16 protein-coding genes are annotated in these 16120 nt (G+C 62.8%); 6 read left to right on the top strand and 10 right to left on the bottom strand.

Annotated elements, in window-relative coordinates:
* Position 1: 1 nt before the first annotated feature.
* A complete protein-coding gene (gene ntrB, locus LRP30_RS11935) occupies positions 2 to 898 on the bottom strand; it encodes a nitrate ABC transporter permease (RefSeq protein WP_128935170.1) in 897 nt (298 codons plus the stop codon).
* A gap of 60 nt (positions 899 to 958) precedes the next feature.
* On the bottom strand, positions 959 to 2278 hold the full coding sequence (locus tag LRP30_RS11930) for a CmpA/NrtA family ABC transporter substrate-binding protein (protein WP_249760424.1): 1320 nt from the start codon (positions 2276 to 2278) through the stop codon (positions 959 to 961).
* A 166-nt stretch (positions 2279 to 2444) separates the two neighbouring features.
* On the opposite strand from LRP30_RS11930, the gene LRP30_RS11925 reads away from it, so the two are divergent.
* From LRP30_RS11925 to LRP30_RS11915, 3 genes are all read left to right on the top strand, one after another.
* Positions 2445 to 2726: a hypothetical protein gene (locus LRP30_RS11925; protein WP_249760423.1), complete on the top strand. Its 282-nt coding sequence runs from the start codon at positions 2445 to 2447 to the stop codon at positions 2724 to 2726.
* 224 nt (positions 2727 to 2950) lie between these two features.
* Positions 2951 to 3790 carry a formate/nitrite transporter family protein gene (locus LRP30_RS11920; RefSeq protein WP_128935173.1) on the top strand — a complete coding sequence of 280 codons (840 nt, stop codon included), beginning with the start codon at positions 2951 to 2953 and terminating at the stop codon, positions 3788 to 3790.
* A gap of 61 nt (positions 3791 to 3851) precedes the next feature.
* A complete protein-coding gene (locus LRP30_RS11915) occupies positions 3852 to 5588 on the top strand; it encodes a bifunctional protein-serine/threonine kinase/phosphatase (RefSeq protein WP_249761742.1) in 1737 nt (578 codons plus the stop codon).
* 127 nt (positions 5589 to 5715) lie between these two features.
* Here LRP30_RS11915 and LRP30_RS11910 read toward each other — a convergent pair whose 3' ends face one another.
* On the bottom strand, positions 5716 to 6633 hold the full coding sequence (locus LRP30_RS11910) for an intradiol ring-cleavage dioxygenase (RefSeq protein ID WP_249760422.1): 918 nt from the start codon (positions 6631 to 6633) through the stop codon (positions 5716 to 5718).
* A gap of 179 nt (positions 6634 to 6812) precedes the next feature.
* Here LRP30_RS11910 and LRP30_RS11905 point away from each other — a divergent pair, with 179 nt between their 5' ends.
* Complete coding sequence (locus tag LRP30_RS11905; protein WP_249760421.1) at positions 6813 to 8087, top strand: serine hydrolase domain-containing protein; 1275 nt, start codon at positions 6813 to 6815, stop codon at positions 8085 to 8087.
* Positions 8088 to 8152: 65 nt separating this feature from the next.
* Here the strand turns inward: LRP30_RS11905 and LRP30_RS11900 are convergent, their stop codons facing one another.
* The 4 genes from LRP30_RS11900 to LRP30_RS11885 form a co-directional block, all read right to left on the bottom strand.
* On the bottom strand, positions 8153 to 9472 hold the full coding sequence (locus LRP30_RS11900; RefSeq protein ID WP_091892777.1) for a TRAP transporter large permease: 1320 nt from the start codon (positions 9470 to 9472) through the stop codon (positions 8153 to 8155).
* Positions 9469 to 9984: a TRAP transporter small permease gene (locus tag LRP30_RS11895; RefSeq protein ID WP_249760420.1), complete on the bottom strand. Its 516-nt coding sequence runs from the start codon at positions 9982 to 9984 to the stop codon at positions 9469 to 9471. Before LRP30_RS11895 ends, LRP30_RS11900 begins: the two co-directional genes overlap by 4 nt.
* Positions 9985 to 10065: 81 nt before the next feature.
* Positions 10066 to 11064 carry a TRAP transporter substrate-binding protein gene (locus LRP30_RS11890; protein ID WP_249760419.1) on the bottom strand — a complete coding sequence of 333 codons (999 nt, stop codon included), beginning with the start codon at positions 11062 to 11064 and terminating at the stop codon, positions 10066 to 10068.
* 387 nt (positions 11065 to 11451) lie between these two features.
* A complete protein-coding gene (locus LRP30_RS11885; RefSeq protein ID WP_128939655.1) occupies positions 11452 to 11685 on the bottom strand; it encodes a hypothetical protein in 234 nt (77 codons plus the stop codon).
* A gap of 139 nt (positions 11686 to 11824) precedes the next feature.
* Here LRP30_RS11885 and LRP30_RS11880 point away from each other — a divergent pair, with 139 nt between their 5' ends.
* Positions 11825 to 12169: a DUF1236 domain-containing protein gene (locus LRP30_RS11880; protein ID WP_128943969.1), complete on the top strand. Its 345-nt coding sequence runs from the start codon at positions 11825 to 11827 to the stop codon at positions 12167 to 12169.
* A 308-nt stretch (positions 12170 to 12477) separates the two neighbouring features.
* Here LRP30_RS11880 and LRP30_RS11875 read toward each other — a convergent pair whose 3' ends face one another.
* The 3 genes from LRP30_RS11875 to LRP30_RS11865 form a co-directional block, all read right to left on the bottom strand.
* Positions 12478 to 12942 (bottom strand): DoxX family protein, encoded by a 465-nt coding sequence (locus LRP30_RS11875; RefSeq protein WP_128943970.1) that lies wholly within the window; start codon positions 12940 to 12942, stop codon positions 12478 to 12480.
* A gap of 67 nt (positions 12943 to 13009) precedes the next feature.
* A complete protein-coding gene (locus LRP30_RS11870) occupies positions 13010 to 14368 on the bottom strand; it encodes an MFS transporter (protein WP_249760418.1) in 1359 nt (452 codons plus the stop codon).
* Entirely contained in the window at positions 14337 to 15404 is a 1068-nt protein-coding gene (locus LRP30_RS11865) for an amidohydrolase family protein (protein ID WP_249760417.1), read from the bottom strand. The genes LRP30_RS11870 and LRP30_RS11865 overlap by 32 nt, the downstream gene beginning before the upstream one ends.
* 159 nt (positions 15405 to 15563) lie before the next feature.
* Between LRP30_RS11865 and LRP30_RS11860 the strand changes: the two genes are divergently transcribed.
* Positions 15564 to 16118: a MarR family transcriptional regulator gene (locus LRP30_RS11860; RefSeq protein WP_164934641.1), complete on the top strand. Its 555-nt coding sequence runs from the start codon at positions 15564 to 15566 to the stop codon at positions 16116 to 16118.
* Positions 16119 to 16120: the final 2 nt, after the last annotated feature.

The raw sequence follows: 16120 nt of genomic DNA, 5'->3' as shown, positions 1-16120 counted from the left end.
CTTAATTCTGCGCGGTGCCGCGGGTGACGAACTTGCCGAGGCCCGCGATCAGGCGGTCCAGCACGAAGCCGACGATGCCGACATAGAACAGCGCCAGGATGATCTCGCTGATATGCGAGGAGTTCCAGGCGTCCCAGATGAAGAAGCCGATACCGACGCCGCCGATCAGCATTTCGGCGGCAACGATCGCGAGCCACGACAGGCCGATGCCGATGCGCAAGCCCGTGAAGATGTAGGGCGCGGCCGCCGGGATCATGATCTTGGAGAAGAATTCGAGCGGATTGAGCTGCACCACCGCGGCGACGTTGCGATAGTCCTGCGGGATGTTGCGGATGCCGACCGCGGTGTTGATGATGATCGGCCAGATCGAGGTGATGAAGATGACGAAGATCGCCGAGGGCTGGCCGTCGCGAAAGGCTGCGAGCGAGAGCGGCAACCAGGCCAGCGGCGGGATGGTGCGCAGCACCTGGAACAGCGGGTCGAGCCCGCGCATCGCCCAGACCGACTGTCCGACCAGAACGCCGAGCGCGATGCCGGCGACGGCGGACAGCGAATAGCCGAACGCAACGCGCTGGAGACTGGCGGACAGATGCCAGAACAGGCCCTTGTCGATGCCGCCATGATCGAAGAACGGATCGAGGATCAGCTCCTTTGTATCCTTGAACACCTTTGACGGCGGCGGCAGCGCCGAGCCGGCGCGGCGGCAGACCAGCTCCCACACCAGCGTCAGCAGCGCGATCACGACCAGCGGCGGGATCACGCGCACGGCCGTCTCCCGTGCCATGCGTGCGTAAGCTTCGGTGCGCGGGGGACGCTTTGGCATCATCGCGACGACGGGCGCGGCGGTGACCGCAGGCGTCGCGGTTTCAATCTCAATCTTGGCGGCAGACATATTCATTGCAATCTCTCTCCGGCTTCAAAAGACGATGCGGCCGCCCGAAGGCGGCCGCTGGCTCCATCAGACTTCGACACGCTTGATCGCGAGCGACTTCAGATAGGCAGCCGGATTTTCCGGATCGAACACCTTGCCGTCGAAGAAAGTCTCCTTGCCGCGCGAGGTGGAGGCCGGGATCTCGGAGGCCGCGACGCCGAGCGTCTTGGCCGCGTCGCGCCACAGGTCCTCGCGGTTGACCTTGGCGACCAGCGCCTTGGTGTCGAAATTCGCCTCGTATTTGCCCCAGCGGATGTCCTCGGTGAGGAACCAGAGATCGTGGCTCTGGAAGGGGTAAGAGGCGAAGTCGCGCCAGTACTTCATGATGTGTCGGGAATTCTCGACCACCTTGCCGGGGATGCCGTAGTCGAACTTGCCGGCGGTGCGGTCGAGCACGTCCTCGACCGGGCAATTCATCCACTGCCGCTTGCCCATGATGGCGGCGAGCTCGGCCTTGTTCTCGGCCTTGTCCGACCACTGCTGGGCTTCCATCACGGCCATCAGCAGCGCCTTTGCCGCCTTCGGATATTTGTCGACGAAGGCCGCGCGCATGCCGAAGGATTTTTCGGGATGCTTGTTCCAGAGCTCGCCGGTGGTGACAGCGGTATAGCCGATCTTCTGGTGGATGAGCTGCAGGTTCCATGGCTCGCCGACGCAGAAGCAGTCCATGGTGCCGACCTTCATGTTCGCCACCATCTGCGGCGGCGGCACCACGATGGTCTCGATGTCCTTGTCGGGGTCGATGCCGCCGGCGGCGAGCCAGTAGCGGATCCAGAGGTCGTGGGTGCCGCCGGGGAAGGTCATCGCCGCCTTCACGGCCTTGCCGGACGCCTTCTTCTTCTCCAGCGCCGCCTTGAAGGGCGATGCATCGACGCCGAGCTTGAGATCGGCATATTCGTTGGCGACGGAGATGCACTGACTGTCGAGATTGAGCCGAGCCAGGATGTACATCGGCGTCGGCTGGTTGTTCTGCGTCACCTTGCCGGCTGAGATCAGATAGGGCATCGGGGTGAGAATATGCGCGCCGTCGATGCCATTGCCTTCGGAGCCGAGCACGAGGTTGTCGCGCGTCGTGCCCCAAGAGGCCTGCTTCTGTACGTCGGTGTCGGGCATGCCGTATTTGGCGAACAGGCCCTTGTCCTTGGCGACGAAGAGCGGGCCGGCGTCGCTGAGCGCGATGAAGCCGAGCTTGGCGCCCTTGACCTCGGGGCCCGCCTCCTGCGCGAAGGCGCCAGCGGGGAAATTCAGCTTTGCGGCGGCGAGGAGTGCGGCGGTAGAGCCTGCGGCCTTCAACAATTGGCGGCGGCTGAGCCCATTATCCGAGGGCCGGCGGGTGCGCTTCGTCATAGGCAGTGTCGTCCTTTGCGTCGTTGCAGAATTGATTGGCGTCAGTGCACACGAGCAGCCCGTCCGTCCGGTGGCGCCGTCTTTGGCGCGTGCGAACGCACGACGGGGAAGACCCCCGTCTGGTGGCGTCAGCAAATCGGATGAGAAGTCTCGCGGGACGGCTTCAATGGCGTCGGACTGGAACCATTCAAGCTTCATGCCAAGCCCGACGACCCAGAAACAATCGAATAATCAATATGTTATGGAGGTTGCGACAGGCTGCCGCAGGATCGCCCCGCATGTGAAACTTGCGGACTGCTCAATTCTTGTGCGCCGCACAAAGTTTGTGCAACAGCTCAAGCACAAGGCTGGCGGCGCGGTGGGAGAGAATCAGGACACGGCCCATCGCATTGATGTTGCTTTCATTTTCCTCACGCACCCAGACGGCACGCAACTTGCTTATCCCTAAGCGTCAACGAAGACTGCGGCTTGCCGCATTGTTGCAGCCTCTGGCGGCTGCATTCCGGAAGCTCAACTGCTTCGCGGCCCTCTGGGCCGTCGTGACGCGATTCCCAAGGCTTCCAATCTCCATAGCCCTCGTGCGCGGCAGGCCGGCCCGCACGGCCCAAGACGTTCAGCCGCGCTCTCCAAGAGGGTGTGTCGATCTCACTTACGAAGCAAAAGGAACCATTGATGTCGTATCTCGCGCCTTCGGAATTCGTCACCAAGATGGTGGATGCAGGCGAATCCAAGATCTTCATGTCCACCCGGGATACCATCATCCGCGCCTACATGGCCGGCGCGATCCTCACGCTCGCCGCATGGTTCGCCGTCACGATCAACGTGAACACGGGCCAGCCGCTGCTCGGTGCGCTGCTGTTTCCGGTCGGATTCGTCATGCTCTATCTGCTGGGCTTCGATCTCCTGACCGGCGTATTCGTGCTCTCGCCGCTTGCACTGATCGACAAGCGCCCGGGCGTCACTCTTGGCGGTGTGCTCCGCAACTGGGGCCTGGTCTTCGTCGGCAATTTCGCTGGCGCCTTCACCGTGGCCTTCATGATGGCCTTCGTGACAACGTTCGGCTTCACGCAAGCTCCCGACAAGGTCGGTGCCGCCATCGGCATCATCGGCGAAAGCCGGACGCTCGGCTACGCCGCGCATGGTGCGGCCGGCATGGCAACGCTGTTCATGCGCGGCATGCTCTGCAACTGGATGGTCTCGACCGGCGTCGTCGGTGCCATGATCTCGACCTCGGTCCCGGGCAAGGTCATCGCGATGTGGATGCCGATCCTGGTGTTCTTCTACATGGTGTTCGAACATTCCGTCGTGAACATGTTCCTGTTTCCGTCCGGGCTGCTGCTCGGCGCAAAATTCTCGATCCTGGACTATCTGATCTGGAACGAGATCCCGACCGTGCTCGGCAATCTCGTCGGCGGGCTCGCCTTCACCGGCATGACCCTCTATGCCACGCACGTCATGACCCTGCCGAAGCGGCAGGCCGACAAGGCCGTAAAGCCCCGCGTCGCGGCCTGATCAAACACGACTCGACAGGGGGAGCCTCGCCCGCGCAGGGTGAGGCTCCCCTCTCCTGGTGATGACGATGCCCCCCGGTCTCCTGATTTCGGTCGGCCAGCATTCCGACAAGGGTCGCAAGCCCATCAACCAGGATTTTCACGGCGTCCTGATTCCGGAGGAGCCGCTGCTCAGCCTGAAGGGCATTTCCGCCGTCCTCGCCGACGGCATCTCGAGCAGCACGGTGAGCCAGATCGCCAGCGAGTCGGCGGTCAAGAGCTTCCTGATGGACTATTACTGCACGTCGGAATCCTGGACGGTGAAGACCTCCGCCCGCCGCGTGCTGGACGCCACCAATTCCTGGCTGCATGCGCAGACGCGCAAGAGCCAATATGCCTATGACCGCGACAAGGGCTATGTCTGCACGCTGAGCGCCATGGTCATCAAGGCGACCACCGCGCACATCTTCCATGTCGGCGATTGTCGCATCTACCGCGTGGCCGGCAAGGCGCTCGAGCAGCTGACCGACGATCACCGCATCATCGTGTCGTCGGAGCAGACCTATCTCGGCCGCGCGCTCGGCATCAACCCGCAGCTCGAGATCGACTATCAGGCCTTCGAGATCGAAGCGGGCGACATCTTTCTGCTGGCGACCGACGGCGCCTACGAATTCGTCGACGCGCGCTTCGTCACCAGTGCACTGAACGAGTATGCAGCCGAGCTCGACGGGGCGGCCAAGGCCATCGTCGAGGAAGCCTACCGGCGCGGCAGCGACGACAACATCACGGTTCAGATCCTGCGCATTGACGCAGTGCCCCAGCGTGAGCCGTCCGGCATCATCAATCAGACCTCACAACTGCCGCTGCCTCCGCTGCCGGAGCCACGCGCGATCTTCGACGGCTACCGGATCGTCCGCGAGATTCACGGCAGCAGCCGCAGTCATATCTACCTTGCCGTCGACACCGAGACCGAGGAGCCTGTCGCGCTCAAGCTGCCGTCGGTCGACCTGCGCGACAATGCTGCCTATCTCAAACGCTTTCTGATGGAGGAGTGGATCGCGCGCCGGATCGACAGCCCGCACGTGCTGAAGCCGATGTCACAGTCCAGACGGCGCAGCTATCTCTACGTTGCGACCGAATTCGTCGAAGGCCAGACCCTGAAGCAGTGGATGACCGACAATCCGCGCCCCGATCTCGAAACCGTCCGTGGCCTCATCGAGCAGATCGCCGCCGGCCTGCGCGCCTTCCACCGCATGGAGATGCTGCATCAGGACCTCAGGCCGGACAACGTCCTGATCGACAAGACCGGCACCGCGAAGATCATCGACTTTGGGTCAGTCAGGGTCGCCGGCGTCGCGGAAGCCGCGCCGCCGGACGAGGCCGACGAAATCCTGGGCACGGTCCAATATACGGCGCCGGAATATTTTCTTGGGCAGGGCGGCTCGCCGCGCTCCGACATGTTTTCGCTGGCCGTGATCTGCTACCAGATGCTGACCGGAAAGCTTCCCTATGGCACTCAGGTCGCCAAGATCCGGCGCAAGGCGGACGTGCGGAGACTTCAGTATCGCCCAGCCGACGACGATCGCAACGTGCCGGCCTGGGTCGACGGCGCGCTCAGGCGCGCGCTGCATCCCGATCCGTACAAGCGGCACGAGGATCTGTCCGAATTCGTCTTCGAGCTTCGCACGCCCAATCCGGCCTATCTCAACACGCGGATCACGCCCCTGTTGGAGCGCAGCCCGCTGATGTTCTGGAAATTGACCTCGGCGGCGCTCGCCTGCGCGGTCGTCGTGCTGCTGGCACTGCTACACGCGCGTTAGAGCATGATCCGGACCCCGAAGGGCCGCGTTAGCGCAAAGTGTGCAGCGGTTTTCCGAAAAGATCATGCTCAAACAATAACCTAAAGCGCGATGACGATTCATCCTATTCTCATCGCGCTTTTAGGCGTCAGGCCGGCTGGGCCGCCTTCGTCCCCAGCGGCTTCGGCGCCATGCCGCCGCCGGGCTTGAGGTGGAATTCGTAGCTCATCAGGTGCCACTTCCCATTCGCCTTACTGCCGTCGGGCATTGCCGGATCGTTGCGCGGCTCGACCTTGGCGATGAGGTCGTCTTTCACGCCGAACACGACGTCGGTATCCAGATATTTGTCGCCGTCCATGAAAACATGGGTGATCAGCGGCTCATAACCCTTCGCATTGACCAGGAAATGCACATGCGCCGGGCGCATCGGATGACGCTTGGTCTGCGCAATCATCTCGCCGACCGGGCCGTCGGTCGGAATTGGGTAGCTGCACGGCAGGATGGTGCGGAAGAAGAAGCGGCCGTCATCGTCGGTGATGAAGCGCGCCCGCGCCGAGGCGCCGACCTCGTCATAGTTGGCCTTTTGTGAATCGTAGAAGCCGTCATCATCGGCATGCCAGACGTCGACGGGGACGTTCGCGAGCGGCTTGCCCTTCAGATCCGTGACTCGGCTCTGCACGAACATCCGCTCGCCGGTCTGGTTGTTCGGGGAGATATCGGTGCCGTGCGCGGTGACCTTGTGCTCGCCGACATAGAACGGACCGAGCACGGTGGTCTCCGTCGCGCCCTCGCGGTCACGATGGTTGACGGCATCGACCAGCATGGAGACGCCGAGCACGTCGGACAAGAGAATGAACTCCTGGCGGGTGTCGGTGCACTTCTGGCCGGTGCGGGTCAGGAAGTCGATGGCATATTCCCATTCCGCGAAGGTGAGATCGGTCTTGCTCACGTAATCGTGCAGCGACTTCACCAATTCCTGGAGCAGGAATTTCGCACGCGGGTTCGGTGTGCTGTCGAAGCTCCTGACGACGGCTTCGGTGAGTTCGGTCTCGTTGAACTGGGTCATGGTACGTTTTGCCCTGGGTTTTTCTCGTTGGCCCCATGAGAGGCCCCCTTGGGGCTCCCTGGAGGCGTTCCAGGCTGCAGCCTACACCAGCAGGCCTGCTCCCGTTAAGCGCGCCGCCCTTGGAATGAGGCCGGCATTTCGGCTATCAACTGACAGACAAAACTGCCCCGGAGGAACTGATGCTCGCGCCCACCCCTGCCTCGCCCGAATCCGTCGGCATGTCCAAGACTGCACTCGACCGCGTCGATGCGCATGTGAAGAGCCGGTACATCGATGCCGGCCGGTTCCCCGGCGCGCATCTTCTCGTCTTCCGCCGTGGCAAGGTCGCATACAGCTCGGTTCAGGGCCTTGCCGACGTCGAGCGCAAGGTGCCGGTCAAGGATGATACCATCTACCGCATCTATTCCATGACCAAGCCGCTCACCAGCGTCGCCTTCATGATGCTGGTCGAGGCGGGCCTCGTCGCGATCGACGAGCCCGTCGCCAAATACATTCCGGAATGGAAGGATCTCGGCGTCTTCGTCGCCGGCACCTATCCGGCCTTCCTGACCCGGCCGCCGTCCCGGCCGATGCTGATCGTCGACCTCCTGCGTCATACCTCCGGCCTCACCTATGGCTTCCAGCAGCGCTCCAATGTCGATGCCGCCTATCGCGCCGAGAAGATCGGCGAGGTCGAGAAGTCTGGCACGCTCCAGACCATGATCGAGAGCCTGGCAAAGATCCCGCTGGAGTTCTCGCCGGGCGAGGCCTGGAACTACTCGGTCGCGACCGACGTGCTCGGCTATCTCGTTGGCAAGATCTCAGGCATGCCGTTCGAACAGTTTCTGAAGGCACGCATCCTCGATCCGCTCGGCATGAGCGACACCGATTTCCACGTGCCGGCCTCGAAGGCCCATCGTTTCGCCGCCTGCTACTCGGCAGACCCCGGCGGCGGCATGACCTTCCATGCCGGCCAGCGGCGCGAGGGCCTGACGCTTCAGGACGATCCGGCAACCAGCTCGTTCCTGTCGCCGCCGTCCTTCATCTCCGGCGGCGGCGGACTGTGCTCGACGGTCGCCGATTATCTCACCTTCTGCCGCGCGCTGCTCAACGGCGGCGAGCTTGGCGGCGTCAGGCTGATCGGGCCGAAGACGCTGGCGCTGATGACCACCAATCACATCCCGGGTGGACGATTCCTGCCCGAGGTGTCACGCTCGCTGTTCTCGGAAGCCGCCTATAACGGCATCGGCTTCGGTCTCGGTTTCGCCGTGACCATGCGCCCGGCGGAAACGCTGATCGCCGGCAGCCCCGGCGAATATAATTGGGGCGGCGCGGCCACGACCTCGTTCTGGATCGATCCGGCCGAAGAGCTGATCACCATCTTCATGACGCAGATGTTGCCGTCGAGCGCCTACCCGATCCGGCGCGAGCTGCGCAGCATGGTCTACGCCGCGATCACCGAGAGCAATCTGTAACCATTGAATCGATCCCGCGGCCGTCGGCCGCGGGACTTTACTCTCAGAAGCTCATTTGCAGACGCTCATCTGAGCATCTCCGGCACGATCAGCCGCGGCAGGAACAGCGACACGCTCGGCCAAATGATGACTGCCGCCAGTACGAGCAGCATCGGAACCAGCATGATCACCGTATCCTTCAGAGCATAGCGCAGCCGTACACCGGCGATCGAACAGGCGATCATCAGGCATAAGCCATAGGGTGGCGTCACCAGTCCGAAGGCCAGCGATACGATGGAAATGATCGCGAACTGAACCGGATGGAGATCGACGGACTTTGCCAGCGGCTCCAGCACCGTGCCGACGATGATGATGGCCGGGATGGCGTCGAGGAAGCAGCCCACCACCAGAAAGCAGAAGGAGATGAAGAAGCCGGCGGTGACGGCGCCCATGCCCCATGTCGAGACATTGGCCAGCAGCTCCTGCGGAATCCTGTAGTAGGCGAGCAGCCAGCCAAACGCACTTGCGGTGCCGACACAAAACAGCGCCACGCCGGCAAGGCGCCCGGTGTCGAGCAAGGCCTTGTACAATTCGCGTGGACCTGTCTCGCGGTAGAAGAACGCCGAGAGCGCGATAGAATAGAGCACCGCGACGCAGGCGGACTCGGTCGCGGTGAACCACCCGAGCAGAATGCCGCCAACGATGATGAGCGGCGTCATCAGCGCCGGTAACGACTGCCAAATGGCGCATCGCATCTCGACCCAGGTCGCCTTCGGATAGGTCGGGTAGCCGCGGCGCACCGCATAGACGTGTACCGTCGCCATCTGCGCGCCGGCGATCAGCAGGCCCGGCACGATGCCGGCCAGATACATCGCCGCAATCGAGGTCGAGATCAGCCCGCCCCACACGATCATGAGGATCGACGGCGGGATGATGACCGCGAGAACGGCCGACACCGCCGTGATGGCGATCGAAAATGAGAGATCGTAGCCCTCCTTGGTCTGCGCATCGATGAAGATCTTGGACTGGCTCGCCGCATCGGCCGTGGAGGAGCCTGAGATGCCGGCAAAGAACACCGACAGCACGACGTTGATCTGCGCCAGCGATCCCGGCCAGTGCCCGACCATCGAGCGCGACAGCGCCACCAGGCGGTCGGTGATGCCGCCGATGCTCATCAGGTTCGCCGTCAACAGGAAGAACGGCACCGCCAGCAGGATGAATGAATTGTACGCATTGAAGGTCTCCTGCGCGAGCGTCATCAGCGACAGACGCGGCTCGATCAGCAGGATCGGCACGCAGGCAAGGCCGAGCGCGAAAGCGACCGGCACGCGCACGATGAGCAGGCCGATGAAAACCCCGAACAGCACCATCGCGGCCTGTCCGGCAGAGAGCACATTGCCGCTCATCGCCCTGCCCCAACCAGAACGCGCATCTCATCAACGATCTGTTCACCGGCAAAGACGATCCACGTCGCCCCGGTCACAGGCCAGGCAACGTGAATCAGCCAAAGCGGCAGATCGGCCAGCTCCGAAGTTCTGTTCCAGCCAAAGCGGGTGAACTCCATGCCGGCCGATACGAACACCAGCGCCAGTGCTAGTACGCCGAGACGCGCGAGGATCCGCACCGCGGCCTCCGATCGCCGCGACAGATTGGGCCACACGTCGACCTCGAAATGCTGCGCTTCGCGCACACCGACCATGGCGCCGATCATGATCGTCCAGATGAACAGGAACCGCGCCATTTCCTCCGTCCAGATGTAGGAGGGAATGAAGGGCGTGTAGCGCGAGATGATTTGCAGCGTGACCGGAACAATCAGGACGCCGACACAGGCGGCCAGCAACAACTCCAGCAACTTCGCATAGCCCGCGGTGACGCGACGCCACAGCGACCGTGTGGACAAGACCGGCGTTTCAGACATTGGGGCTCCGTGCGGCAGCTCATCCACCTTCCGGGCAAGAAGCGGGGCCTGCCCGGACTATTGTCGGCGGACGCAACGACCTCAGACGACGTTGATCTTCTCGAAAATGCCTTCCGCGCCAATTTCCTTGGCGTAGGTGGCCATCACGGGATCGGCGAGCTTCTTCATGGCGTCCCGCTCCTCGAAGGGAACGCGCTTGAGCTTGCCGGCTTTCTCGAGCGTGTCGAGCTTGACCACCTCTTCGCTCGACTCGAGCTGACGGCCGTAGTCGCCTGCCTCCTTGCCGGCCTTCATGATCGCGTCCTGCAAATCCTTCGGCAAGGTCTTCAGCGTCTTCACCGAGAAGCAGATCGGCCGGATCGACACGGCGTGCTGGGTCAGGTTGAGATGCGGGGCCACTTCGTAGAACTTCATCGCCTCGACGCCGGCCGCCTCGTTTTCGCCGGCCGAAATCACCCCGTTCTGGATCGCGTTGTAGATCTCGTTATAGGCGATCACCGTCGGGCTCATGCCGACTGCCGCGAAGGTCTTCGACCAGATCGGCGCCCCCTGCACGCGAACCTTGAGACCCCTAAGATCCGCGAGATTCCTGAGCGGCTTGTTCGCGAAGATGTTGCGGATGCCTCCGCCGGCATAACCGATCAGAACGACCTCGGCCTTCGCCGCGACCTCGTCGGCGATAGGCGCCAGGATATTGGCCTCGACGACCTTGTTCATGTGCTCGATGCCCTTGAACACGAAGGGCGCATCGATGAACGGGGCCGCCTTGGCGAAGGTCGACATATGGGCCGGCGAGACGATGCCGTAATCGACCGCCTTGCCCTGCGACATGTACTCGAAATACTGCTTCTCGAGGCCGAGCGAGGAGTTCTTGTGCAGCGTGAAATTGACGGGCTTGCCGTAGTACTTCTTCACCAGCTCCTCGAACCGGATCAGCGCGCGGTTGAAGGCATGGTCGTCGTTGAACTGGACCGCGCCGTTCAGCGTGATCGGCGCTTGCGCCCTGAGGATCGACGGCATGCCAATCGTAGCTGCCGCAGTGGTCGCACCGATACCAGCGAGAAATGACCTTCGCTTCATCGTCTCCCCTCCCATTGATGCCCCGCCCCTGTCGCCGGGGCGTGAGCGCAGCCGGTTAACGGCCAGCGTTCAGGGAGCGTATGAAAAACGACGGCGGGACGGAAGTCATTTCGCGCACGCCGGAGGCACTCTTCGTCGCAGAGCGACGCCCCCACGACCTATTGCACTGCAACTCGCACTCTTGCTGGCGTGCGGGGCCGCATGGGCGGCCTCCCGCTCTCGTGGAAACGGCAGACTTGCGGACCTGTGCGCTGCACGCAGAGGCCCGCTCGCCTCCCTCGACAGGCCTAGTGCATGTGACCAATCAGATAGATGCCGCCGCCGATCACAATGATCGCTGGCACGGCCCAGAGAATAAATACGGGGATCACGGGCATCACATTCTTCCTAATTGGATGTGCAGACCTTGACGGTCTTCATGCCGCTCTCAGCCTCGGCGCGCGTCTTGTAGATCGTGCCCGACGGGCTCACGACGGTCATGGACGTGTCTGTCGGCTTCTTGTCGACGATGGTGCACTTCTTGGTCTTGACGTCCTGGACCACGTAGAACTCGTCGGCCGCAAAGGCCGGCAAGGACAATGCAGCAACCATCAGCGCTGCACTCGCTATTCTCAGCGTCATTATCTCCTCCTCCAATTTCCCGAGCTTCCGGGCCCGGTCGATTCAGAAACGGGAAAAAATAGCAATTTGTTCCTACGCGGGAGGAACGGCGCGCATGGTGAGATGTTGTTGCGGCGCATATTCCTGTGAGGAGGATAAGATGAAAAAGCTGTTCCTGCTGTCCGCCGCAGCCGTCCTGATTTCGACCGGCGCGTTCGCGCAGTCCACCGTGGTGACCACCACTGGAACCGGTCATGCGGCGGCAGTTCAGATCGAGCCGGAGTACCGCACCAAGATCAAATCCTACATCACCGAGCACCGCGTTCGTCCGGTGGTGACGAAGGAAAAGATCATCGTCGGTGCGACGGTGCCGACCGACGTCGAGCTTGAGGCCGTTCCGGCGGATTGGGGTCCCTCACTGACGAAGTATCGCTACGTTTATTCCGGCGATCGCGTGATGCTGGTGGATCCGGGCTCACGCGTGGTCGTTCAGGAAATCGATTGATCGCGACGCGACCTCCGGGCGGCTGCTCCCCAACGGCGGCCGCCGACCTGGAGTTGACCGTATGAAATCGCATCGAGAGGCCCGGATCGTCGGGCTCAGTCTGGCAGCTGTCTACGCCACGTGTCTGCTATTGACCGCGATCGCGATGATCTGACCTCGGCCCCGACTGCATCGCAAAATCTTCTCCCGGACTGCTCGCAGATGCGAAAATCGTGGCGCCGGGCAAAGGATATCGACGATGAAGATCACTCATGTGGACCGCAAGGCGCTGGCGCGCTTCGCGGTCAGCTCGTCGGCGTAGCTAAGAATTACGAGAGCTCGGGAGCACCTTTGGAGCCGGGCTTGATGGCCGCTTGCACGGCATGGATGCCCGGCCCGTAAAAGGCGATGAGCGCAAGGGCGCCCAGCAGGCCGAGATTCTTCAGGAAGTTGATGGTCTGCATCACGACCTGCGCCTCGGGCGCGGCCCAGAAATTGTGAAACATCAGCGTGGCGGCGATGGTGAACGGGATCAAGACCGCCGCCGCCGGGCGCGCAAACAGGCCTAGCAGCAGGGCCGTGCCGCCTCCGAGTTCGACTGCAATCGCGCCAGCGGCCAGCACCGCGCCGAATCCCTCGGCGCCGCCGGGAAGCCGGCCCGCGGTCGTGGCAAATGCCATCACCTTTCCGATGCCGCTGTAGAGAAACAGCGGCGCAATCGCGACGCGTGCGAACAGAAGTACCCAGGCGTCGAACGCGCCTGCGGTCGCAGCGGAACGAGTGGATGTCGGCATTTCGGATCTCCTTTGGTGAAGCTGGCCAGTCAAGGAGCGGCCGGTGATTGTCGATCGGCCCGCCTCATCACTCCGCGGGTGCGATATCGGCGCGCGGCAGACGATTTGCTGCGGCAGCACTGAGCGATCCGATCGCCAGCGCACCGACGATGGACGCGCCGCCGATCGCCCAGAACACAGCGTCGGGGCCGCCGGTCGCCTGCTGCAACAGACCGATGACATAGGGGCCGAGGATCGCTCCCACCCGGCCGATGCCCAATTCCATTCCGACGCCGCTGGCGCGGAAACAGGTCTCGTATGACCCGGCGGTGAAATTGTTGAGCACGTGCTGGGCGCCGATGATGCAGAAGCCCGCAACGGCGACGATGGCGAGATTGACGCCATGACCGCTGACGAAGACGAGCGCCAGTACGGCAATTCCGCCGGTCAGCCACCAGGTCGCGAGATAACGTGGCGTCAGCGAGAAATTGCGATCGGCCAGCATTGCGAGCGTGAGGCCGCCGATGAACGACATCGCCTGCATCAAGGCACCGAAGCCGAATGATGCCGCGAAGGTCTCGCCGCGCTTGAGCATGACCGTCGGAATCCACCCGGTGAGACCGAAGATCGCGAACAGGCTGAGAAACGCGGTGATCCAGATGGTCAGCGAAACGCGGCGATAGCGCGCGCTCAGCAATGTCCCAATCGTGCTCTGCGGCCGCGTACCGTCATGCGATGCGAATGACGCATTCTGGTAGACGGCCGCCCGCTCGGGCCGCAGCCGCGCCAGCAGCGCGCGCAACTCCGGGACCCGCGATCGGGTCGCCAGGAATTGCGGACTTTCCGGCAGGATGGCGTGTGCCACGAAAGTCAGCGGGATCGACAGCGCGCCAACGTAGTAGAGGATCTGCCAGCCGTGCTGCGGCGTCAGGAATACGCCGACGAGACCGGCGCAGACGCCGCCGAGCGACCAGCCCAGCGTCACGCCCCACAGCGAAAACGTGTTGCTGACACGCTTGGGCGCGAGCTCGTTGATGAAGGTCGTGCCGAGCGGCAGCAGCACGCCGAGACCGAGCCCGGTGACGAAGCGAAGAGCGCAGTAGCTCCAGAAATCGTTCGCCAGCACGGCGGTCAGCAATGTGAAGACGTTGACGACCCACAATCCTGCGAGCAGCGTGCCACGCCGGCCGAAACGGTCGGCCACGCTGCCGTGACCGATCGCGCCGAACAGAAAGCCGACGAGACCCGAGCTCACCAGAAATCCCGCTTGGCTTGGCTGGAGTCCCCAGGGCTGGACCACGTAATGGATGACATAGGCGGGATTGAAGGTGTCATAGCCGTCGAACAGCGTGATGAGCGTGATCAGGATGCCGAGCAGCTTGTGGAACGGGCCGATCGGAGCGCCGGACAATTCCTCATGCACGTCGATTTCGGACGAGAAGCTCACGGGTTTCCTCCATTGGGATTGCTGACACGTTCTGCTCTGCGGCAGATTGGGTCGTTGCTTTGCCGAGCCCGAACAGGGCACGCGCATTGTCGCGGCCGATCTTGATACGGTCGCCTTCGGAAATCGCCGCGCTGTCGAACCAGTCGGCGGCATGATCGATGTTCTCGAACGGCCAGTCGGCTGAGAAGAGAATGCGGTCGGCACCGATCTCCAGGATTGCGTCGATCAGCGTCTGGGTGCGGAAGTTGCCCGATGTGGTGATGTAGAAATTCTCCCGGAAATAGTCGGCGATCTTGCGCCGCGCGGGATAGGCATTCTGGGTCCGCATCCACTTGTTGTGGTTGTCGACCCGCCACATCGAGTACGGCAGACCTTCCCCCATGTGACCGAGAATGATCTGGAGCCGCGGATGCGCGTCGAACAGTCCGGAGCCCATCAAGCGCAGGGCGTGGACCGCAGTCTCCTGCCCAAACGCCCAGGTCGGTCCCAGCAGCCAGCGATGCCCTTCATAGATCGCCGAGTCTGTCGGCAGCGGATTGCGCGGGTGCAGATAGAAGGGAATGCCGAGGCGTTCGACTTCCGACCAGAACGGCCAGAACTCCTTGCGGTCATAATAGATCGCATGATCGGTGCCGGCGAGCTCGCTGAAGCCGTTGACGAGCGCCCCGCGAAATCCAAGCGTGCCGACGCTGCGATCGAGCTCGCGCGCGGCCGCGTCGGGATCCTGCATCGGCAGTGCTGCAAGGCCCTGGAAGCGGCCCGGCCGCTTCGCGACCTGCTCGGCGAGGAAGTCGTTGGCACGGCGTGACAGCTCCAGCGCACGGCTGCGGTCGGGAATGGCCTGGACGGCCGGCGCGTTCAGCGACAGCAGCATTATCTCGATTCCGTGACCGTCCATCTCCGCGAGCCGGCGGTCGTGGATATCGAGCAGCCGCGCTTCCAGCTCGCGCCAGTCGTCGGCCGGCGCGAAGCCCGCGCTGTCCTGAACAGTCTCCCGAAGCGCGAAGTGCTCCTCGAGCGCGATCTTTCCCTGCATGGCGTCGTCCCTTCAATTCTGGCGTTGACAAAGCAAAGCACCGGGCGCAAATACTTGTCAATGATAAAGTTGTATATGCAAATGATGGATACGCAAATATTGCATGTGCGAAGGTTGACCCTTATTCCGGGCGGAGTTCTCCCGCCAGGATCCAAGTCCATGTATCGATTTTCGAATTCGCTGCCCTATCTGCTCGCCCGGCTCGGCGTTCGCATGGGCGACCTCTTCGCGCGCGTGATCCGTCACGAGAAGTTGACGCTTCCGATGTACCGCGTGCTGGCCGCACTGTCAGAGCAGGGCCATCCGTTGCGCCTTGGAGAGATCGCCGAACTGACGTCGGCCGACGTGTCCACCCTGTCGCGCATCGTCGCGGAGATGAGCCGCACCGGCCTTTTGACACGCGACCGGCCTGAGAACGATCAGCGCAGCCTCCAGGTCGTCCTGACGCCCAAAGGTGCTGAGCTGGCAGGGCGGCTCATGCCGCTCGCCGCCTATTATGAAGAAGTCGCAACCGGCAGCATGTCCGCCAAGGAAGCGGCGGAGCTCAAGCGCGTGCTGGTCGAGCTCTACAAGAATATCGATCGGCTCGAGCAGGAAGTCGAAGCCGGATTGATCAAGGTGCCCCCATCGGCGCGGCCGAAGGACGTTCTTGACGAGCAGCCGGAGGCACGCGGCAAGGCGAGGCCGCCGCGTGCCAGGACATCGAGAAAATAGCA

Origin of the sequence: Bradyrhizobium sp. C-145 (assembly GCF_023375135.1) — a bacterium.
Classification (GTDB): domain Bacteria; phylum Pseudomonadota; class Alphaproteobacteria; order Rhizobiales; family Xanthobacteraceae; genus Bradyrhizobium; species Bradyrhizobium zhanjiangense.
This window is presented reverse-complemented; position numbering and strand designations above follow the sequence as displayed.

What these genes read in the sequence shown, in the direction of transcription:
- ntrB (WP_128935170.1), bottom strand. Translation starts at nt 898, where the DNA reads ATGAATATGTCTGCCGCCAAGATTGAGATTGAAACCGCGACGCCTGCG.
- LRP30_RS11930 (WP_249760424.1), bottom strand. Translation starts at nt 2,278, where the DNA reads ATGACGAAGCGCACCCGCCGGCCCTCGGATAATGGGCTCAGCCGCCGC.
- LRP30_RS11925 (WP_249760423.1), top strand. Translation starts at nt 2,445, where the DNA reads ATGGCGTCGGACTGGAACCATTCAAGCTTCATGCCAAGCCCGACGACC.
- LRP30_RS11920 (WP_128935173.1), top strand. Translation starts at nt 2,951, where the DNA reads ATGTCGTATCTCGCGCCTTCGGAATTCGTCACCAAGATGGTGGATGCA.
- LRP30_RS11915 (WP_249761742.1), top strand. Translation starts at nt 3,852, where the DNA reads ATGACGATGCCCCCCGGTCTCCTGATTTCGGTCGGCCAGCATTCCGAC.
- LRP30_RS11910 (WP_249760422.1), bottom strand. Translation starts at nt 6,633, where the DNA reads ATGACCCAGTTCAACGAGACCGAACTCACCGAAGCCGTCGTCAGGAGC.
- LRP30_RS11905 (WP_249760421.1), top strand. Translation starts at nt 6,813, where the DNA reads ATGCTCGCGCCCACCCCTGCCTCGCCCGAATCCGTCGGCATGTCCAAG.
- LRP30_RS11900 (WP_091892777.1), bottom strand. Translation starts at nt 9,472, where the DNA reads ATGAGCGGCAATGTGCTCTCTGCCGGACAGGCCGCGATGGTGCTGTTC.
- LRP30_RS11895 (WP_249760420.1), bottom strand. Translation starts at nt 9,984, where the DNA reads ATGTCTGAAACGCCGGTCTTGTCCACACGGTCGCTGTGGCGTCGCGTC.
- LRP30_RS11890 (WP_249760419.1), bottom strand. Translation starts at nt 11,064, where the DNA reads ATGAAGCGAAGGTCATTTCTCGCTGGTATCGGTGCGACCACTGCGGCA.
- LRP30_RS11885 (WP_128939655.1), bottom strand. Translation starts at nt 11,685, where the DNA reads ATGACGCTGAGAATAGCGAGTGCAGCGCTGATGGTTGCTGCATTGTCC.
- LRP30_RS11880 (WP_128943969.1), top strand. Translation starts at nt 11,825, where the DNA reads ATGAAAAAGCTGTTCCTGCTGTCCGCCGCAGCCGTCCTGATTTCGACC.
- LRP30_RS11875 (WP_128943970.1), bottom strand. Translation starts at nt 12,942, where the DNA reads ATGCCGACATCCACTCGTTCCGCTGCGACCGCAGGCGCGTTCGACGCC.
- LRP30_RS11865 (WP_249760417.1), bottom strand. Translation starts at nt 15,404, where the DNA reads ATGCAGGGAAAGATCGCGCTCGAGGAGCACTTCGCGCTTCGGGAGACT.
- LRP30_RS11860 (WP_164934641.1), top strand. Translation starts at nt 15,564, where the DNA reads ATGTATCGATTTTCGAATTCGCTGCCCTATCTGCTCGCCCGGCTCGGC.